This window comes from Aureibaculum koreense (assembly GCF_034296135.1).
GTDB lineage: Bacteria > Bacteroidota > Bacteroidia > Flavobacteriales > Flavobacteriaceae > Aureibaculum.
Genome location: NZ_JAXKVV010000002.1, coordinates 224,101 through 242,487, shown reverse-complemented (window position 1 = coordinate 242,487; position 18,387 = coordinate 224,101). Strand labels below are relative to the sequence as shown.

Genomic DNA, 18,387 nt, shown 5'->3' with positions numbered 1-18,387 from the left:
CAAATGTATTGAATTTAATACACAATGGTGTCATTAGCAATGGTGGGAAGTTCGTAATTTCCGTAATCAATTACTATTTTACCATTGTTTAAACTTTTGACAGTTTCGGATTTGACATTTGTGTTGTAGATATATACTTTTTCGAGTTTTTTAAAGCTTGTAAAATCTTTTAAATAATTGCCCTCAAAAGCTGAATTTGTTAAGTTTACCGACTTTAAGTGTTCTAAACTCGATATTTTTTTAATTGTTGACCCTGTTAAGGCTGTATTGTCCAATTTTAAAATTGTTAAATGTTTTAAAGTAGCTAATTTTTCAATAATAGCATCTGTTATTTTGGTATTGCCTAAGTCAAGTACGGCAATTTGATTGCTGATTTTAGATAAAGATTCAAAATCATCATCTGTAAAATCTGGTTTATTGATACAGGTTACACTTAAGAAATTTGTGGTTTTGCTTAGGTTTTCAACATGAATACCTTTATCTTCAACACTTTTTATTCCTTCCTCAGAAGCTTTAGCAACTTCGACATTGGGATAGCTGGTGTTAATTTTTGGGAAGAACGAAAGAAATAAATTTTTCTCCAATTCAAGTTCTTTAATTGATTTTTCTGTTGGATTTCCAATTGCTATCCATGTTTCAATCAATTTTATCTCATCATTTGTCAATTGTGTTTTGTCTTTTGGGGGCATTCTGTCGTCGTTATCTTCTGGCAAAATTAAACGACTATATAATTCGCTTTCTTCGGGATTGTTAGCTGTGATAACTTCCCCATTCTCACCGCCAACTAAAATATGATCAAAAGTATTAAGAGCTAAATCGCCTTTGGATTTTTTAGGATTATGGCAACTCACACATTTATTATTGAGTATTGGATGGATAATATCTTCATAAAGCTTCTTTTCTTGCCAATTATTTTCTGTTAAAAGTATTTTTTTCTCTTCAAAAATTTCGAAGCCCAAAGCTTTTTTAATGTTATTAGGTAATGGTTCAACTAGATAATCGTCGCCATGTGTAATGCTTCCTCCTAAATGTCCTGTATAGGAGGTTAAAAAGAACAGTAAAATCCCAATAAGTACTAGCGGTAATTTTCTTAGCATAGATTTATTTTGTAAACGATAGTACATCAAAAAACAAAAAATAGCTGTGATTATGCCAAACCACAAGTGCCATTTAACAGAATCGTAACTAAACCCTTCTGATTGATATAGTAAATACCCTGAAACACAGGCTAATGAGGCGGTAATACCACCTAGTAAAAAAATTAGTGGAATAACGATTTTATATTCCGGTTTTTTTTGGCCTAAATAATAGAGCAGTAGCCCAAGAATTATAAAGCCGATTGGCAAATGCACAATAACGGGATGCAACCTCCCTAATAACTGAGTTAATATTTCCATTATTTAATTTGCATTCTTTTTTTAATGGCATTCATAATATACACATTGGCTTTCCATTGGTCAGCTATTGGAACTCTTGTGTAAGGTAAGGTATGCATATAATCAGCTGGACCGAATTCTGTGGTTATGGTAATAGGTTTATCACTATTTTTCCATTGCTTTTTGATTACTTTTTCCCAAATGTCTAAATGCCTATTTACAGCGGTTGCCCATTCCGGTGCTTCTGGGTCGTTTACCTGTGGGCCTTCGGCATAACCGACTCTAGCGTGAATATGATGTGATTTGGTAATTACTTCTTCCAGTTCCTTATCTTGATTTTGCAACAAGGATTCATGTACAACCATCCAATGACTAATATCTAACGTTAATTTTAATTCAGGAATTTCTTTTAAATAGTTATTTGTATCTGGTAGATTATAACTAAACCGTCCGCGATGCGTTTCATGATAAATTGGAATGTTGTGTTTTTTACTGACGGCGTTTGAAGCATCTATTATCGCTTTATTTTGCTCAAAAGTAAAAAAGTCGTTGCCGGTATGACAATTGATAGCTACTGGATTCCAAGTAATAATTTTTTCTAAATTCTTTTTGAAATCAGCTAATCCCTCATTAAATGGCAACGATCTGTTGGTGCCGTTTAAAAATATAACCGCCAATTCGTGTTTTTTTAAAGCCGCTTTCAATTCCTCTTGATTTTTTGCATCATGTGGAAACCAAACTTCAATTCCGTCATAACCAGATGCTTTTGTTTTTTCGCAAAAAGCATCCCAAGACAAGGTGTTGCCCCAATTGATTTGGAAGAACAATATTTTTTCTTGAGCAAAATTTTGGATTGAAAGCGAAAAAAGGAATATGTATAGTAAATATTTCATGTGATATTTTAATTTTATTCTTTCGTCACCCTGAATTTATTTCAGGGTCACATTTAAAATCAGTTTGCAATGCAATGCTGAAACGATCCTGAAAGCTTTCGGGACAGCATGACGTGGTTCTAAACGATTAAACTTTATTTTATGCAAGTATTTCATTTATAATTTTTCCTTCCACATCAGTTAGTCTAAATGGTCTCCCTTGGAAATCGAATGTGAATTCTTCATGGTTAAACCCTAATAAATGGAGAATTGTAGCATGTACATCATGTACGGATACACGTCCGTCAATTCCATTAAAACCTATTTCGTCGGTTTGCCCATGAACCGCTCCATTTTTAATGCCACCACCCGCCATCCACATAGTAAAAGCGTCACCGTGATGGTCTCTACCTTTATAGCCCATTTCTTTACCTTCCCTATTTTCCTGCATAGGTGTTCTGCCAAATTCCCCGCCCCAAACTATAAGGGTTTCATCTAATAATCCACGTTGTTTTAAATCGAGAATTAAAGCCGTCATCGGTCTATCTATATCCTTACACTTGTTGCGAAGTCCTAAGTCAACTGCTGTACTATGATCAGTACCATGACTGTCCCATCCCCAATCAAACAATTGGACAAAACGAACCCCATCTTCAACCAATTTTCTAGCTAATAAACAATTATTAGCAAAAGATTCTTTTCCAGGTTGTACCCCGTACATTTCCTTTATATTTTCAGGTTCGTTTTCAATACTCATCACTTCAGGGACTGCAATTTGCATTCTGTACGCCATTTCATATTGATTGATACGAGCCAATATTTCAGGGTCTCCATATTTTGTATACTCTTCCTTATTTATAGTATTTATAGCATCAATAGTTTCCTTTTTAAGGTTTCTTGAAAGCCCTTTTGGGTCTTCAATATATAAAACAGGATCACCTTTAGACCTACACTGAACACCCTGATATACGGAAGGTAAAAATCCACTACCCCAAACGCTTTTACCTGCACTTGGTTGTTTTCCTCCAGAGGTTAACACTACAAAACCTGGTAAATTCTGATTTTCAGAACCCAATCCATAAGTCACCCAAGAGCCCAAACTCGGTCTCCCTAAACGTGGACCACCTGTGTGCATAAATAACTGTGCCGGACCATGATTAAATTGATCGGTATGTACAGCTTTTAAAAATGCAACATCATCCACAACATTTTTAAAATGCGGTAAAAAATCAGACACCCAATTGCCTGACTCACCTTCTTTTTTAAAACTAGCTTGTGGTCCTAATAACTTAGGTTTACCACGAATAAAGGCAAACTTTTTACCTCGTAAAAATGAATCGGGACACAGTTCATTGTTTAATTTTGAAAGTTCAGGTTTATAATCGAACATTTCCAATTGAGATGGAGAACCCGCCATGTGCAAATAAATAACAGATTTAACCTTTGGAGCATAAGGAGGCGGCAAGGTAGCAAGTGGATTCAAATCTCTTTCAGTAAAGGCAGAGTTTGATTGTGTAGTTTTACTTACAAACGGATCACACCCCATAAAAATTGAACTTAAGGCCAGTCCGCCAATACCTGTAGCACATTGTTTAATAAAATGCCTACGTGTTTTGGCTTGGATATCACGTTCCAGTTTTTCTTTTATTAATCTCTCCAGCTTATCCATTTTATGCTCGGGTTAAAAATTCATCTAAGTTCATAATTGCATTTGCTACAACTGTTAATGCCGCTAATCTGGCCGTTGGCTTTTCTTCTAAATTTAAAAATAATCTCGTGTTATTTTCATCATTCTTAAATTCTTTTAATGCAGTTTCATATAATTGCACTAAAGTTTCCAGTTTTTCCTTGCTAATTTCAGAATAGGTTGCTTTTTTATAGCCGATAGCAATATTTTCTTCAATGGTATTATTTTGATTCATAATTTTAGCAAAATGATAAGCCGCTTCTAAATACACAGGATCATTTAAAGTAACCAAGGCTTGTAATGGTGTATTTGTTACCGTTCTTCTTATGGTACAAACCTCTCGGCTACCAGCATCAAAAGTTAAAAAAGAAGGGTAGGGGCTGGTACGTTTTATATAGGTATAAACTCCTCTTCGATACTTGTCTTCTCCCTTACTTTCTTGCCAAGTCTGACCGCTGTAGACAGTTTGCCAAACACCATCGGGTTGTGGAGGCATTACACTTGGTCCGTACATTTTTGGACTCAATAGACCAGATACAAACAATGCTTGATCTCGAATTTGCTCCGCACTTAATCGCTGTCGTGGTCCACGAGCGTAGAATTCATTTTGCGGATCTATTTGGTAATCTTCTAAAGTAGTTTCCGAACTTTGTCTATAAGTGCCAGACAATACGATTTCTTTTATTAGAGATTTTATGCTCCAGTTGTGCTCGTCCATAAAACGCAAGGCCAGCCAATCTAATAATGTGGGATGTGTTGGCGGTTCTGATTGCGAACCGATATCTTCAACAGTAGAAACTAATCCTCTTCCAAATAGTTGATGCCATACCCTGTTCACCAATGTTCTTGCGGTTAATGGATTCTTTTTATCTACAATCCATTTTGATAACCCCAATCGGTTATTTTCCCAACTGTTGTCCCATGGATTTAAGGAAGCAGGAACACTGGCTTTAACTGTATCGCCTTTTAACAACCAATTTCCCCTTTCAAAAACTTGCGTAGTTCTTTTCATGTAGTCCGGATTCTCAATGGTAATTGGTATTGATTCCGTATTTGTATTGAGAATCTCTAAAAAATCATTTTCAATGGACTTATATCCAGCAGCATTCTCACCTGGGATATCGGGGATAAATGCCATCCATCTAATAAAACTTGTGTTCACTTGCTTTTCAATTCCGTTGTTTATTGCTTCAAAATAGAGGTTTATTTTTCCATTAATTTTTTTGAAAGGAATTTTCCGAATAATATTACCATTTGTTTTATTAATTTTAAACTCAGATAATATTTCACCATTTTTATTATCCTTCCGAATTCGCATGGTGGTACCATCAATACCGGACCAATAATTCAGATATATCGAACTTGCTCCATTGGTAAATACAGAATCTATTTTACATGAGCCACCATCCCAAAGTGCCAACCATTTGGTGTTTGCCAATTCACCATTATTAAAGTCTTTTGCCAAATGTGCTTGATAGATAGGCTGATTATAGCTAATGAAATTCTTGTATGTTTTTGCCAAGTCATCACTTCCATGAATTTTAACCCATTTGATTATTTTATCTATCTCTTGTTGCTGTTGATTGTTATAAAATTTTAATACAGGTTCTTCACCTGGTGTATCGGCATCCATTGTGTTATCAAAAAATGCCATTATATTATAATACTCTTTATGCTTAAAGGGATCGTACGGATGGCTATGACATTGCACACAACCCATAGTAGTACTTTGCCAAACTTCAAATGTTGTATTAACACGGTCTATAACTGAAGCTACCCTGAACTCTTCATCTTCCGTACCACCTTCGTCATTGTTCATGGTATTTCTGTGAAATGCAGTGGCTATCAACTGATCGGTTGATGGCTCTTGTAACAAATCACCAGCCAATTGTTCAATGGTAAATTGATTATAAGGCATATCTTCATTTAAGGCTTTAATCACCCAATCTCTGTACTTGTGCATGGTTCTACCATCATCTTTTTCATAACCTTTGGAGTCGGCAAAACGGGCCATGTCCAACCACCAACTTGCCCATTTTTCGCCGAAAGAGGGTTTGTCAAGTAAGCTATCAATTAAAGTTTCATAAGAAATTTTTTCTTTGTTAAATTGATCGAAAAGAATATCTGATGGCGGTAAACCAATAAGATCAAAGGCTACCCTGCGTGCAATAATATTTTTTTCGGCTAAAGTATTGACTTGTAAATTTTTACTTTCCAGTTTATTGAGAATAAAATGATCAATTTCATTTATTAGGAATGTTTGATTCTTTTCTAAAGAAAATCCGGCTTTATTTACAATTTGAGGAACTTCTACCTTTTCAGGCAGTGAATATGCCCAATGGTCGCCCCATTTAGCTCCTTCATCAATCCATTTGGTAAGTAAATCAATTTCTTTATCAGATAATTTTGGTTTTTTATAAGGCATTCTAAGTTCAGGATTCTCTGAATGCAGCCTTTTTATCATTTCACTGGCAGAAGCACTGCCTTTTATAATTGCCGGTCTGCCAGATTCTGTATTGGCAAAGGCTTCTTCTTCAAAGAGAAGGCTAAATCCTGCATTTTTTTTAACACCGCCGTGGCATGAAATACAATTTTTATTGAGAATAGGTTTGATGTCTCTACTAAAATCTACTGTTTTTACGGGATTAGAACAACTTCCAAATACAAATAAAATTAGAAAATAGTAAAAAAAATGTGGTATTATGGATCGTTTTTTCTGCATAAAAAATATAATAACGGTCTCTTGAGAGTTTAAAATTACGTTTTTTTTGATAAAAATCAATTTTTGAAGCGTTGTATTCGACTAATGACCTAAGACCAGCGTCTAATGACTTAAAGAAGCCTTTTGCAGAACCTAACGCGAAAAGATTTATTAGCAGAAATTTACCTATTTGAGGCGAAAAATGAAGCTAATATCTAGATATTGGCAAGTTTTACAACGAAGAAGAGGGTGAATTTATACAATAGATACTTCGATGGTAGGTGCTGCAAAGGCTTCTTAAATACGAATCACAAAATGTTCTTTCTCTTGTTCTTTTCTAAAAAAAACAATTCCCCAATAAAAAGTATCTATGCTAACCGTAACTTTCGGATGGTTTTTTATATACTGCCATGCTTCTTGCATACCTCGGCTCCAATAAATATCGTCAAAAATAAATACAGATTGGTTATGAATATGTGGTAAACATTGTTCAAAATAGTTTATAGTTGCCTGTTTTTGATGGTTACCGTCAAAATAAATAAAGTCAAAGATTTTATTTTGTAATTCATAAGATAAAGTTTTATCAAAATTTCCAACAATTGAATTGATATTATTTAATTCAAATTTTTCAAAACTATCTTTGGCAAATTTGGTGGTATTGGGGCATCCTTCCAATGTTGTTATTAAACCGTTTGGGCTTCCAAAGCTCATTGCCGTAGTTGAAATGCCGATTGAAGTTCCTATTTCCAAAATATTTTTAGCCTCAAAATAGGAAACCATCCGACCTAATAATTTAGCTCTTTTATATGTAATTCCAGCGTTTTTAGCAATGTCCGATATTTTTCTTTTTCTTTGTTGTAACGACTTTGAACCTGCACCAAAATCCTCTATCTCGATTATAACATCATTTTTCAACAATGTATTTCTGTAATGTTCCAATTTCTGATACCACTTTTTATCTGATGTGTCATAAAAGCACTCTGTTATCAATTGGTAAACAAATGGCGAATGTACACCATGTTGATTTGTTGATTTTAATAAAAATTTCAAATACGATTTAATCTGAAATAGCATATTTATATTTTAAAGTCCAAAATTAAGGATAATAAAGATTTTACAATTATATTTGCCGACAAGTTAAAAAAGCTAATGTTACGTAAAATTTTAATCACATTAAGTATAGGGATACTTATCAGTTCCTGTATTCCTAAGAGAGAGTTGACCTATTTCCAAGGTGTACCATCTTCTAACAAAGAGGTCTATAAGATTATGAACGAACCTTACAAACTTCAGGTTAATGATATCTTGGATATTAAAATAAAAGCCGATGATGAAACATTGGTAGCTTTATTTAATCGATCGGAAAACCAGAATGTTGGTAGTGCCAATCAGAATAGTGCAGATCAGTTTTACTTGAACGGCTATACCATTGACCGCCATGGCAATATTAGAATACCCTATGTAGGAGAATTAAATGTATTGGGTTATACTGAAAAAGAAGTACGAGAAAAAATTGAAATTGAATTAGCTAAGTTTTTTAAAGATATTGATGATATTTTTATTTCGGTGAAATTAGCAGGTATTCGTTTTACCGTATTAGGAGAAGTTGAAAATCCTGGCACATTGGCATTATTTCAAAATCAGGTAAATATAGTAGAAGCTATAGCAAATGCGGGTGATATAACCATAACTGGGGATAGAAAAAATGTAACTGTTGTAAGGAAGCATATTGATGGTACAAAAAAAATGACTCTGGATTTAACTGATATAAATGTGTTTAATTCAGACGCTTTTTACATTCAATCGAATGATATTGTTTATGTGGAGCCTTTAAAACAAAAATCGTGGGGTACCGGTACAACAGGTGTACAAACTTTTACCACCATTGTTTCCGTATTATCGTTTGTCACAACCACAATTTTATTAGTTAAAACTTTATAATCGGCAATGAAACAATTAGATAAATTTGATCTTAATGTTAACGATATAAAATCTTTTGACATAAAAGAATACATTTTTAAAGTGTTATCTCATTGGAAGCTCTTTTTAATTATGTTGCTATTGGGATTGTTAGTTGCTTTTTATGTGAACATGCGTAAGCAGCGTATTTATAGTTTAGATAGTATTATTACCGTTAAAGAAGAGCAAAACCCATTATTTAATTCAAGTACCAACCTTACATTTAACTGGGGTGGCCCAAGTGACAAAGTAGAGAATATTATAACCATATTACAATCTAGAACCCATAATGAAAAGGTAGTTAAAAAATTACAATATTTTATTAATTACTTAAAAGATGGTAGGTTTAGAAAAGAAGATGTATACGGTAAAGTACCATTTACAATTTCAATTGATTCCCTTAGTTACCAATTGTTAAATAGCCCTATAAAATTAGAGTTTTTAGAAAATAATGAAGTACTGGTTTCTACTGATTTTGAAGATGGTGATTTAACTTTAATAAATTATCATACCAATACTAAAGAAGGATACATTACAGATAAGACCTCTTTTTCAGAAACTTTTAAAATCAGCAGCTTAATAAAAACCCCATTTTCTGAATTTAAAATCAAACCTAAAAGATTAAGTTCTGATTTGGCAAATTCTACTTATTATATATTATTCTCCGATTTTAATGCAACGGTTAAAAGATATCAAAGTTTAAAAGTGGATAGCAAAAAGGACGGAACGTCTATTATCGAACTATCCCTGACAGGATCCAATAAAAAGAAAATTGAAGATTATATAAACGCATCCGTCGAAGTTTTAGATAAGGATCAGCAAGATCAAAAAATTGAATATGCAATAAGAACTAAAAAATATATTGATACTGTTTTTAATGATGCCGCTTTAAACTTAAAGAGAATAGAAGAAGATTTAGGTAATTTTAAGCAACAAAGTGGTGTTTATGATTTAAGTTCTCAAGGTCAAACATTGTTAGATGGTGTTTCTGAACTAGATGCCCAACAACAAGAAATTACCGAACGTTTACAACGGTATAATAATTTAGAAAATTATATTAATAGTGGTAGTGATATAACAGCCCCTTTAAATATGGGTGTAGAAGATCCTAATATAGCAAAAAACATTATTGAATTGGTGGAACTTTCAAAAGAAAAGAAAAACTTAGAACAAAATGTAACACCAGATTATCCTCCATTAAAAAACTTAAATGATAAAATTGAGATTACACGTAACGTATTAGTAGAAAATATTAACAATTTAAAAAGTGAAACTCAAAATAATTTAAACGGTATAAAGAGAAGATTAAATAATTTCAATGCACGTTTAAATACCTTGCCTAAGAAAGAACAAGGTTTAATCAAATACCAACGTAATTATAATCTGACTGCCACGAATTACGAATATTTAAAACAAAAACAATATGAAGCAGGAACTGCTATTGCAGCCAATGTTTCCGATGTAAAAGTGTTAGATAAGGCAAAAGATGTAGGTCAGCCGCCCATAAGTCCAAATACATTATTTAACTATTTAATTGGAGCCATTTTAGGTTTAGGTTTGCCATTTATGTATATCCTAATTAAAGAAGCATTAAATAACAAAATAATATCGGTCGAAGAGATTGAAAAAATATATAAAATTCCCGTACTTGGTGTTGTTGGCAGTGGTAAAATAGAAAGTTATTTAGCGGTATTTGACAAACCAAAGTCATCTTTGGCAGAATCATTTAGAGCCTTACGATCTAACATTCAATTTTTATTTAAAAAAGGAGGTAAATCTAAAACCATTGTAGTTACCTCTTCGGTAAGTGGTGAAGGCAAGACACTATGTTCCATTAACATAGCGTCTGTGTTTGCCATGAGCGATAAAAAAACTATCCTCATTGGTTTAGACTTAAGAAAACCAAAATTACATGACGATTTTGATGTAGGTAATGATATTGGGGTTGTTAATTACTTAATCGGTCAAAAAGAGTTAACTGAAGTTATCCAGACAACAAGGATTCCTAATTTAGATATTATAACCTCAGGACCAATACCACCAAATCCATCTGAATTGTTAATTGGTGATCAGGCTAATAAAATGATGGAATTCTTAAAAGAAAATTATGATTATATAGTTATAGATACTCCTCCTGTTGGTTTGGTTGCAGATGCTATTGAATTATTCAAATATTCTGATGCGGTGATGTATATCATAAGACAAAATTATACACAACGTGGCATGCCCAAAATGATTGATGATAAATACGCAAATGGGGAGGTGAAGAATATTAGTTATGTATTAAATGACTTTAGTATTAAAGATACCTATGGGTATGGTTACGGATATGGGTATGGTTACGGAGGCTACGGTAAATATGGAAATGGTTATCATGCCGATGAAAAGCAGTCTTGGATAAAAAAACTGTTTAAAAAATAATTTTTTCAGGTAGAAGTCGTTTGAGTAAGCATTCCGATAATAATAAGATTGTCACTGGCATTTAAAAATTATTGATAAAATAATATCGTTCAATGTCTATGCAATAGTAGTTTTAAATGAAGAATTAATAATATGAGAGACACAAAAATAGCAATTATAGGGTTGGGTTACGTAGGGCTACCGTTAGCCGTTGAATTTGCAAAAAAATATCAAGTAGTAGGATTTGACATTAACGCTAAAAGAATTAAAGAATTAAGAGATAATAACGATTTTACATTAGAAACTTCTTCAGAAGAATTAGAAGGCGTAAATGTTTCTTCTATAGAGAATTTAAAATCATCAAAGACAGGACTTTGGTTAACAGATAATTTATCGGATATTGAATTTGCAAATTTTTACGTGGTTACGGTACCGACTCCTGTTGATAAAAGTAACAGACCAGATTTAACACCCTTGTACAAAGCAAGTGAAACCGTTGGGAAAGTGTTGTCTAAAGATGATGTAGTAGTTTACGAATCCACTGTATTTCCAGGGGCTACTGAAGATGAATGCATTCCTATTTTAGAGAAAGTATCTGGTTTAACTTTTAATAAAGATTTTTATGCTGGATATTCTCCTGAAAGGATAAATCCAGGAGATAAATTACATACCGTTACTAAAATTTTAAAGGTCACCTCGGGTTCAACACCTGAAATTGCTAAATATATTGATGATGTGTATAAAACCATCATCGTGGCAGGTACACATTTAGCCCCTTCTATAAAAGTTGCTGAGGCGGCAAAGGTAATCGAGAATTCTCAACGTGATATTAATATTGCTTTTGTTAATGAATTGTCTAAAATTTTCCGTTTAATGAATATTGATACCCTTGAAGTTTTGGAAGCTGCAGGAACTAAGTGGAATTTTTTACCGTTTAGACCAGGACTAGTAGGTGGCCATTGTATAGGTGTAGATCCCTACTATTTGGCTCAAAAAGCGATGGAATTGGGATATAATCCTGAAATTATTTTGGCAGGGCGACGATTGAACGACAGTATGGGGCCTTTTGTAGCTCAAGAATCTGTTAAGATGATGATTAAAAAGGGAATACCTATTAAAGGAGCTAATGTATTGGTGCTGGGAATAACTTTTAAAGAAGATTGCCCTGATATTAGAAACTCCAGAGCCATTGATATAGTTCGTGAGCTGGAATCTTTTGAAGTGAATATAGACGTTTACGATCCTTGGGCTACAGCAGAAGAAGTTAAGCACGAATATGGTATTGATTTAATATGTAGTGGAAGTGACATAACGAAAAAGTATGATGGAGTAGTTATTGCTGTTTCGCACAAAGAATTTAAAGTTTTAAATCTCGATAATTTCTGTGCCGAAGATCATATTATTTTTGATGTAAAAGCAACGTTGCCAAAAGAGAAATCGCATAGTAGATTGTAATTTATTTCGCAGATGGCAGTCCGCAGTAAAAAAAGGGTTCTCGATACGATGCTTAAAAATTCTGGAAGCGAAATACTGTCTAGAAGCATCACTCGAACTGACAATATGGGATAAACGAATGTCACTTCGAGTGTTTTCTTAGAGGCGACAGCCGAAAAGAAAATGTATCGAGAAGTAGTGGTAATGTTTCAAAACGAACGAAGAATCCCACAATTGGTGAAGAAGGTTTAAACAGATTCCCTGCCCGTCTGGCAGACGGGTTCGTGCCTCGTAATAACAAATGTGATAATAAAGGAAATATAGTACATTAAAAGCAATGATTAAAGAAAGCAATAAACAGAATAAAGTTCTCATAACAGGTGCTGCAGGCTTTATCGGTTACCACTTATCAAAATTACTGACCAAAAACGGTTATCAGGTTATTGGTATAGATAACATAAACGATTATTACGACCAAAATCTTAAATATGCTCGTTTGGCCGATTTAAGGATAGAAAAATCTAAAATTACTGATAACAATGCAGTTCAGGGTGCTATTACCTTTATAAAACTCGATTTACAAGACAAAGAAAATCTAATACAGCTTTTTAAAGAAGAAAAGTTCGACTATGTAGTAAACTTGGCCGCTCAGGCAGGAGTAAGATATTCTTTAGAAAATCCACAAACGTATATTGACAATAATATTACTGGCTTTTTAAATATATTAGAGGGATGTAGAAACTATCCCGTGAAACATTTAATATATGCTTCATCTAGTTCGGTTTACGGATTGAGCGAAGAAATTCCTTTTTCGGTTGATAGTCATACGGACCATCCAATGGCCATCTATGCGGCAAGTAAAAAAGCAAATGAGATGATGGCACATTCATATTCTCATTTATTTGATATACCTTCAACTGGATTACGTTTCTTTACTGTATATGGCCCTATGGGAAGACCGGATATGGCATTATACTTGTTCACAAAAGCGATTGTAAATGATGAAGAGTTTGATGTATTTAATTATGGTGACATGAGTAGGGATTTTACGTATGTAGCTGATATAGTAGAAAGTATCAAAAGATTAATTCCATTGGCACCACAAAAAAACAATCCAAATTTCAACCCTAAAAAGCCCATTCCTTCTTCAAGTACTGCACCTTATCAACTGTTTAATATTGGTAATAATAGTCCTGTACAATTGATGGATTTTGTGAAAGGTATTGAAAAAGCATTGAATAAAAAAGGAAAGATTAATTTAAAACCGATTCAACCTGGTGATGTACCCGCAACATATGCAGATGTACAAAGTCTTTTCGATTATATCGATTTCAAACCTCAAACACCAATTCAAGAGGGAATTAATGCTTTTGTGGATAAGTATTTGGAAATGAATAAGAAATAAAGAATGAAAATTATTGCCGAAATAGCTCAAGCACATGAAGGAAGTCTAGGCATTCTCCATTCATATATTGATGCCGTTGCTAAAACGGGTGTAGATGCCATTAAGTTTCAAACCCATATCGCTGAGGCAGAAAGTAGTGAGTTTGAACCTTTTCGTATTAATTTTTCTTATGAAGATAAAACACGATATGACTATTGGAAACGAATGGAATTTTCTTTAGATCAGTGGGTAGGCATAAAAAAGCATTGCGATGATGTTAATTTAGAATTTATGAGTTCGCCATTTAGCAATACTGCAGTAGATTTATTAGAAAAAGTAGGAGTTAAAATGTATAAAATAGGTTCTGGAGAAGTAAATAACTTTTTATTATTAAATAAAATTGCTAAAACTGGTAAACCAGTAATCATTTCTTCGGGTATGAGTTCATTTGCAGAACTCGATAAAACGGTTAATTTTCTAAAAGAAAAAGAAGTTGATTTTTCAATTTTACAATGCACCACTTCTTATCCAACAAAACCAGACCAATATGGTTTAAATATAATTCAAGAATTAAAAGAACGTTATAACGTTACTGTTGGATATTCTGACCATTCTGCAAATATAGAAACTTGTATTGCTGCAACTGCTTTAGGAGCAGAAATTTTAGAGTTTCATGTTACGCTTAACAGAGAATTATTTGGTCCCGATTCCAAATCTTCTCTTACCATTGAAGAAACAACACATTTGGTATCGGCAGTAAAAAATATTGACAAAGCAATTCAAAACCCCATTGATAAAAATGATAATAGCAGATTTTCAGAGTTGAAAAAAATTTTTGAAAAATCACTGGCTATTAATAAAGACTTAAAAAAGAATCATGTAATAACTTTTGATGACTTGGAAGCAAAAAAACCAAAAGGATATGGTATTTTAGCAAGCGAATTTGAGCAAGTATTGGGTAAACAATTAAAAAAAGACATGACCCAATGGAGTTTTTTAAATGAGGACGATTTAAAATGAGTAAAAGAAAAATTTGCGTTGTGGTAACCGCCAGACCATCTTATAGCAGGGTGAAGACGGCTTTAAAAGCTATTAAAGACCATCCTGCATTGGAATTGCAATTAGTTGTTGCGGGTTCTGCATTATTAGGTAGGTATGGAAATGCCGTTGATTTTATCGAAAACGATGGATTTACGATATCCGAAAAAGTTTTTATGGTTTTAGAAGGTGAAAACAAAACCGCAATGGCTAAAACTACTGGTTTAGGAGTCATGGAGTTGGCAAATGTATTCTATAATTTACAACCTGACGCTGTTATAACCATAGCCGACCGTTTTGAAACTATTGCCACCAGTATTGCGGCGGCATACCAAAATATACCATTAGTTCATTTGCAAGGTGGAGAAGTAACAGGTAATATTGATGAAAAAGTACGTCATGCCAATACTAAATTGGCTGATATTCATTTTGTTTCTACTGATGATGCTAGAGAACGTGTAATTAAAATGGGAGAAAATCCTGATTTTGTAATTAATACGGGATGTCCGTCTATAGACTTGGCAGATGAAGTTTTACAACATCCAGAATTGGATTTTGATCCTATTGATAAATATGGAGGTGTGGGTTCCAGTTTGAATTGGAAAGAAGGTTATCTAGTTGTAATGCAACACCCAGTAACTACAGAGTACAAAGAAGCTAGAAAAGATGTTACCAAGACGTTAGAGGCGGTACACGAATTAAATATACCCACATTTTGGTTTTGGCCAAATGTAGATGCAGGTTCTGATGGTACCTCAAGTGGAATTCGATCTTTTAGAGAAAGAATTCAACCCAAGAACATTCATTTTTTTAAAAACATGGAACCTGATGACTTTTTAAAATTACTTATAAACAGTCAATGTTTAATTGGTAATTCTAGTGTAGGCATCAGAGAGTGTTCCTATTTAGGAGTTCCTGTTGTTAATATTGGCACACGACAGAATAGAAGAGAACGTGGTAAAAATGTAATTGATGTAACTTATGATAAACAAAAAATCATAGATGCCATAAAAGAACGAATAAGTTCCAATAGAAAAATTGAGCAAATATATGGCAACGGTAAATCTGGTCTAAATATAGCAAATCAATTAGCCAAAATAGAACTCAATTTTCATAAAACGATAACGTACTAATGCGGATTTTAGGTCTTATACCGGCAAGGGGAGGTTCTAAAGGTGTACCAAAAAAAAATATTAAATTATTAGGAGGTAAACCATTATTACAATATACCACTGAAGTTGCATTAAAATCAAAACTACTATCAAAAGTGGTGCTGAGTTCTGATGATGATGAGATTATTGAGATTGGAAAGAAATTGGGTTTAGAGGTGCCATATAGAAGACCAGAGTTATTAGCAGATGATAATTCACCTACGCTTCCGGTAATTCAGCATATGCTTCAATTTTTAAAGGATAAATACAATGAAGAATTCGATACGGTTTGTTTATTACAGGTAACAACACCTTTTCGGACAGTTGAGTTCTTAGATAATGCAATTCAAAAGTTTATTAAAAGTGACGTTGATTCGCTAATTTCTGTTCAAAAAGTACCACACGAGTATAACCCGCATTGGGTATTTGTTAGGAATCATATAGGAAATTTAGAAATAGCTACCGGAGATAAGGAAATTATTGCTCGAAGGCAAGAACTACCAGAAGCTTTTCATAGAGATGGTAGTATTTATATAACCAAAACTGAAACGCTGTTGAAAAAAAAATCTTTGTATGGTGATTCTGTTGCCCATATAGAATCTCCTAAAGAATCTTATGTAAATATAGATACAATTGATGATTGGAAAAAAGCTGAAATAATTGTTGGATTAAATAAGTTTTGATATGTGTGGTATTGCTGGTGTTTTTGGTAATGAGTCAAATAGTGTAGTTTTAGGGAAAATGCTTACTGCACAAGCTCACAGAGGTCCTGATAATACTGGAATTTGGGTTGATCAAAATATTGCTATTGGGCATAATAGATTGTCTATTATAGATTTATCCGTAGATTCTAACCAACCATTTATTGATAACAGCGGTAGATACATCTTGTCTTATAATGGAGAAATTTATAATTATTTAGAATTAAGGCAGCAATTAGAATCTTGTTATGAATTCAAAACAAATTCTGATTCAGAGGTTTTACTTGCAGCATACATTAAGTGGGGTAAAGACTGTTTGTCAAGGTTTAATGGAATGTTTTCGTTTATAGTTTACGATTCTCTATTGCACAAATTATTTGCTGCTCGAGATCGATTTGGAGTAAAACCTTTTTATTATTTTAAGAATAAAAGCAACTTCTATTTTGCTTCTGAAATTAAATCTTTACATGCTGTAGGCATTGATAAAATACCTAATAAAAAGGCATGGGCTAATTATTTGGTTTTTGGTAGCTACGGTTTACCAAATGAAACGTTTTGGGAAAGCATTGAGCAATTAGCTGGAGGTCATTTTTTGGAATTAGATAATGATATATTATTAATTAAAAAATGGTATCATTTTGAAAAAGAGATTAAGAAATATAAATCTATCAGCTATTTAGAAGCAAAGAAAGAATACACTCGAATTCTAAAAGACAGTATTAAGCTTAGATTTCGTGCTGATGTTGAAGTTGGATTTAACGTTAGTGGAGGTTTAGATAGTTCTGCTTTGTTGGCTTTTGTAAATTTAAATGAAGGAAAGAGTAAAATTAAGGCTTTTACCTTTTACACAGGAAATTCTGATTACGATGAATTACCTTGGGTAGAAGAAATGATATCTATTACAAAAAACCCATTGCACAAAGTTTTATTATCTACAAATAAAATTGACAAAAAAATAACTGATTTACATAGTGTACAAGATGAACCATTTGGGGGCATCCCTACTTTGGCATACGCTCAAATTTTTAAGACGGCTAGAGAAAAAGGTGTTATAGTTTTGCTTGATGGACAAGGAATGGATGAGCAATGGGCCGGATATGACTATTATCTACAGAATAGCAATGCTCTAATTCAAGGAGTTAATAAAAGTCCATTTCGACCAAATGTTTTGCACGAAAACCTTCTCAAATTAGCCCAAAAACCAGTTTATCCAAAACCTTTTAATGATGATTTATTGAATTTACAATATCGAGATTTATTTTATACTAAAATTCCTAGAGCATTAAGATTCAATGACCGCGTATCTATGGCATATAGTACAGAGCTTAGAGAACCATTTTTAGATTATAGACTAGTTGAATTTGCTTTTGCACAACCCATAGAATATAAAATCAATAAAAACATTCAAAAATATATGTTACGAGAAATAGTCTCAGAACATTTAAGCGATAAAATTACATATGCTCCCAAAAGACCTTTGCAGACACCACAGAGAGAATGGTTAGGGAATGAGCTTTCTACTTATGTAGATAAAAATTTAAATAAGCTCATTGATAGTAAATATAACTGCTGGTTTAATGTTGATATTTTGAGAAAGGAATGGAAAAAATATAAAGATGGGGATAATGAATCTAGCTTTCATATATGGCAATGGGTTAGTTTAACAAACCTATTAATTAAATAA

The 18,387-nt window shown here is 33.1% G+C and carries 13 protein-coding genes; 8 read left to right on the top strand and 5 right to left on the bottom strand.

Features of this window, described 5'->3' with window-relative positions; translation table 11 throughout:
* Nucleotides 1–14: 14 nt before the first annotated feature.
* From UMM65_RS03115 to UMM65_RS03095, 5 genes are all read right to left on the bottom strand, one after another.
* Nucleotides 15–1,397: a c-type cytochrome domain-containing protein gene (locus UMM65_RS03115; RefSeq protein ID WP_321975011.1), complete on the bottom strand. Its 1,383-nt coding sequence runs from the start codon at nt 1,395–1,397 to the stop codon at nt 15–17.
* Nucleotides 1,397–2,269: a sugar phosphate isomerase/epimerase family protein gene (locus UMM65_RS03110; protein WP_321975010.1), complete on the bottom strand. Its 873-nt coding sequence runs from the start codon at nt 2,267–2,269 to the stop codon at nt 1,397–1,399. The genes UMM65_RS03115 and UMM65_RS03110 overlap by 1 nt, the downstream gene beginning before the upstream one ends.
* Nucleotides 2,270–2,408: 139 nt before the next feature.
* Nucleotides 2,409–3,917, bottom strand: coding sequence for a DUF1501 domain-containing protein (locus UMM65_RS03105; protein ID WP_321975009.1), 1,509 nt, complete (start codon nt 3,915–3,917; stop codon nt 2,409–2,411).
* Between the two features lies 1 nt (nt 3,918).
* Nucleotides 3,919–6,657 (bottom strand): DUF1553 domain-containing protein, encoded by a 2,739-nt coding sequence (locus tag UMM65_RS03100; RefSeq protein ID WP_321975008.1) that lies wholly within the window; start codon nt 6,655–6,657, stop codon nt 3,919–3,921.
* A 276-nt stretch (nt 6,658–6,933) separates the two neighbouring features.
* Complete coding sequence (locus UMM65_RS03095) at nt 6,934–7,710, bottom strand: O-methyltransferase (protein ID WP_321975007.1); 777 nt, start codon at nt 7,708–7,710, stop codon at nt 6,934–6,936.
* A gap of 75 nt (nt 7,711–7,785) precedes the next feature.
* On the opposite strand from UMM65_RS03095, the gene UMM65_RS03090 reads away from it, so the two are divergent.
* From UMM65_RS03090 to asnB, 8 genes are all read left to right on the top strand, one after another.
* Nucleotides 7,786–8,577: a polysaccharide biosynthesis/export family protein gene (locus UMM65_RS03090; protein WP_321975006.1), complete on the top strand. Its 792-nt coding sequence runs from the start codon at nt 7,786–7,788 to the stop codon at nt 8,575–8,577.
* Between the two features lie 6 nt (nt 8,578–8,583).
* A complete protein-coding gene (locus UMM65_RS03085) occupies nt 8,584–11,016 on the top strand; it encodes a GumC family protein (RefSeq protein WP_321975005.1) in 2,433 nt (810 codons plus the stop codon).
* Between the two features lie 132 nt (nt 11,017–11,148).
* Entirely contained in the window at nt 11,149–12,450 is a 1,302-nt protein-coding gene (locus UMM65_RS03080) for a nucleotide sugar dehydrogenase (protein WP_321975004.1), read from the top strand.
* Between the two features lie 316 nt (nt 12,451–12,766).
* Nucleotides 12,767–13,834, top strand: a complete 1,068-nt coding sequence (locus UMM65_RS03075; protein ID WP_321975003.1) for an NAD-dependent epimerase — start codon at nt 12,767–12,769, stop codon at nt 13,832–13,834.
* A 3-nt stretch (nt 13,835–13,837) separates the two neighbouring features.
* Nucleotides 13,838–14,833, top strand: a complete 996-nt coding sequence (locus UMM65_RS03070) for an N-acetylneuraminate synthase family protein (protein ID WP_321975002.1) — start codon at nt 13,838–13,840, stop codon at nt 14,831–14,833.
* Entirely contained in the window at nt 14,830–15,984 is a 1,155-nt protein-coding gene (gene neuC, locus UMM65_RS03065; RefSeq protein ID WP_321975001.1) for a UDP-N-acetylglucosamine 2-epimerase, read from the top strand. Before UMM65_RS03070 ends, neuC begins: the two co-directional genes overlap by 4 nt.
* Nucleotides 15,984–16,685, top strand: a complete 702-nt coding sequence (locus tag UMM65_RS03060; RefSeq protein WP_321975000.1) for an acylneuraminate cytidylyltransferase family protein — start codon at nt 15,984–15,986, stop codon at nt 16,683–16,685. The genes neuC and UMM65_RS03060 overlap by 1 nt, the downstream gene beginning before the upstream one ends.
* Nucleotide 16,686: 1 nt before the next feature.
* Nucleotides 16,687–18,387, top strand: coding sequence for an asparagine synthase (glutamine-hydrolyzing) (gene asnB, locus UMM65_RS03055; protein ID WP_321974999.1), 1,701 nt, complete (start codon nt 16,687–16,689; stop codon nt 18,385–18,387).

What these genes read in the sequence shown, in the direction of transcription:
- UMM65_RS03115 (WP_321975011.1), bottom strand. Translation starts at nt 1,397, where the DNA reads ATGGAAATATTAACTCAGTTATTAGGGAGGTTGCATCCCGTTATTGTG.
- UMM65_RS03110 (WP_321975010.1), bottom strand. Translation starts at nt 2,269, where the DNA reads ATGAAATATTTACTATACATATTCCTTTTTTCGCTTTCAATCCAAAAT.
- UMM65_RS03105 (WP_321975009.1), bottom strand. Translation starts at nt 3,917, where the DNA reads ATGGATAAGCTGGAGAGATTAATAAAAGAAAAACTGGAACGTGATATC.
- UMM65_RS03100 (WP_321975008.1), bottom strand. Translation starts at nt 6,657, where the DNA reads ATGCAGAAAAAACGATCCATAATACCACATTTTTTTTACTATTTTCTA.
- UMM65_RS03095 (WP_321975007.1), bottom strand. Translation starts at nt 7,710, where the DNA reads ATGCTATTTCAGATTAAATCGTATTTGAAATTTTTATTAAAATCAACA.
- UMM65_RS03090 (WP_321975006.1), top strand. Translation starts at nt 7,786, where the DNA reads ATGTTACGTAAAATTTTAATCACATTAAGTATAGGGATACTTATCAGT.
- UMM65_RS03085 (WP_321975005.1), top strand. Translation starts at nt 8,584, where the DNA reads ATGAAACAATTAGATAAATTTGATCTTAATGTTAACGATATAAAATCT.
- UMM65_RS03080 (WP_321975004.1), top strand. Translation starts at nt 11,149, where the DNA reads ATGAGAGACACAAAAATAGCAATTATAGGGTTGGGTTACGTAGGGCTA.
- UMM65_RS03075 (WP_321975003.1), top strand. Translation starts at nt 12,767, where the DNA reads ATGATTAAAGAAAGCAATAAACAGAATAAAGTTCTCATAACAGGTGCT.
- UMM65_RS03070 (WP_321975002.1), top strand. Translation starts at nt 13,838, where the DNA reads ATGAAAATTATTGCCGAAATAGCTCAAGCACATGAAGGAAGTCTAGGC.
- neuC (WP_321975001.1), top strand. Translation starts at nt 14,830, where the DNA reads ATGAGTAAAAGAAAAATTTGCGTTGTGGTAACCGCCAGACCATCTTAT.
- UMM65_RS03060 (WP_321975000.1), top strand. Translation starts at nt 15,984, where the DNA reads ATGCGGATTTTAGGTCTTATACCGGCAAGGGGAGGTTCTAAAGGTGTA.
- asnB (WP_321974999.1), top strand. Translation starts at nt 16,687, where the DNA reads ATGTGTGGTATTGCTGGTGTTTTTGGTAATGAGTCAAATAGTGTAGTT.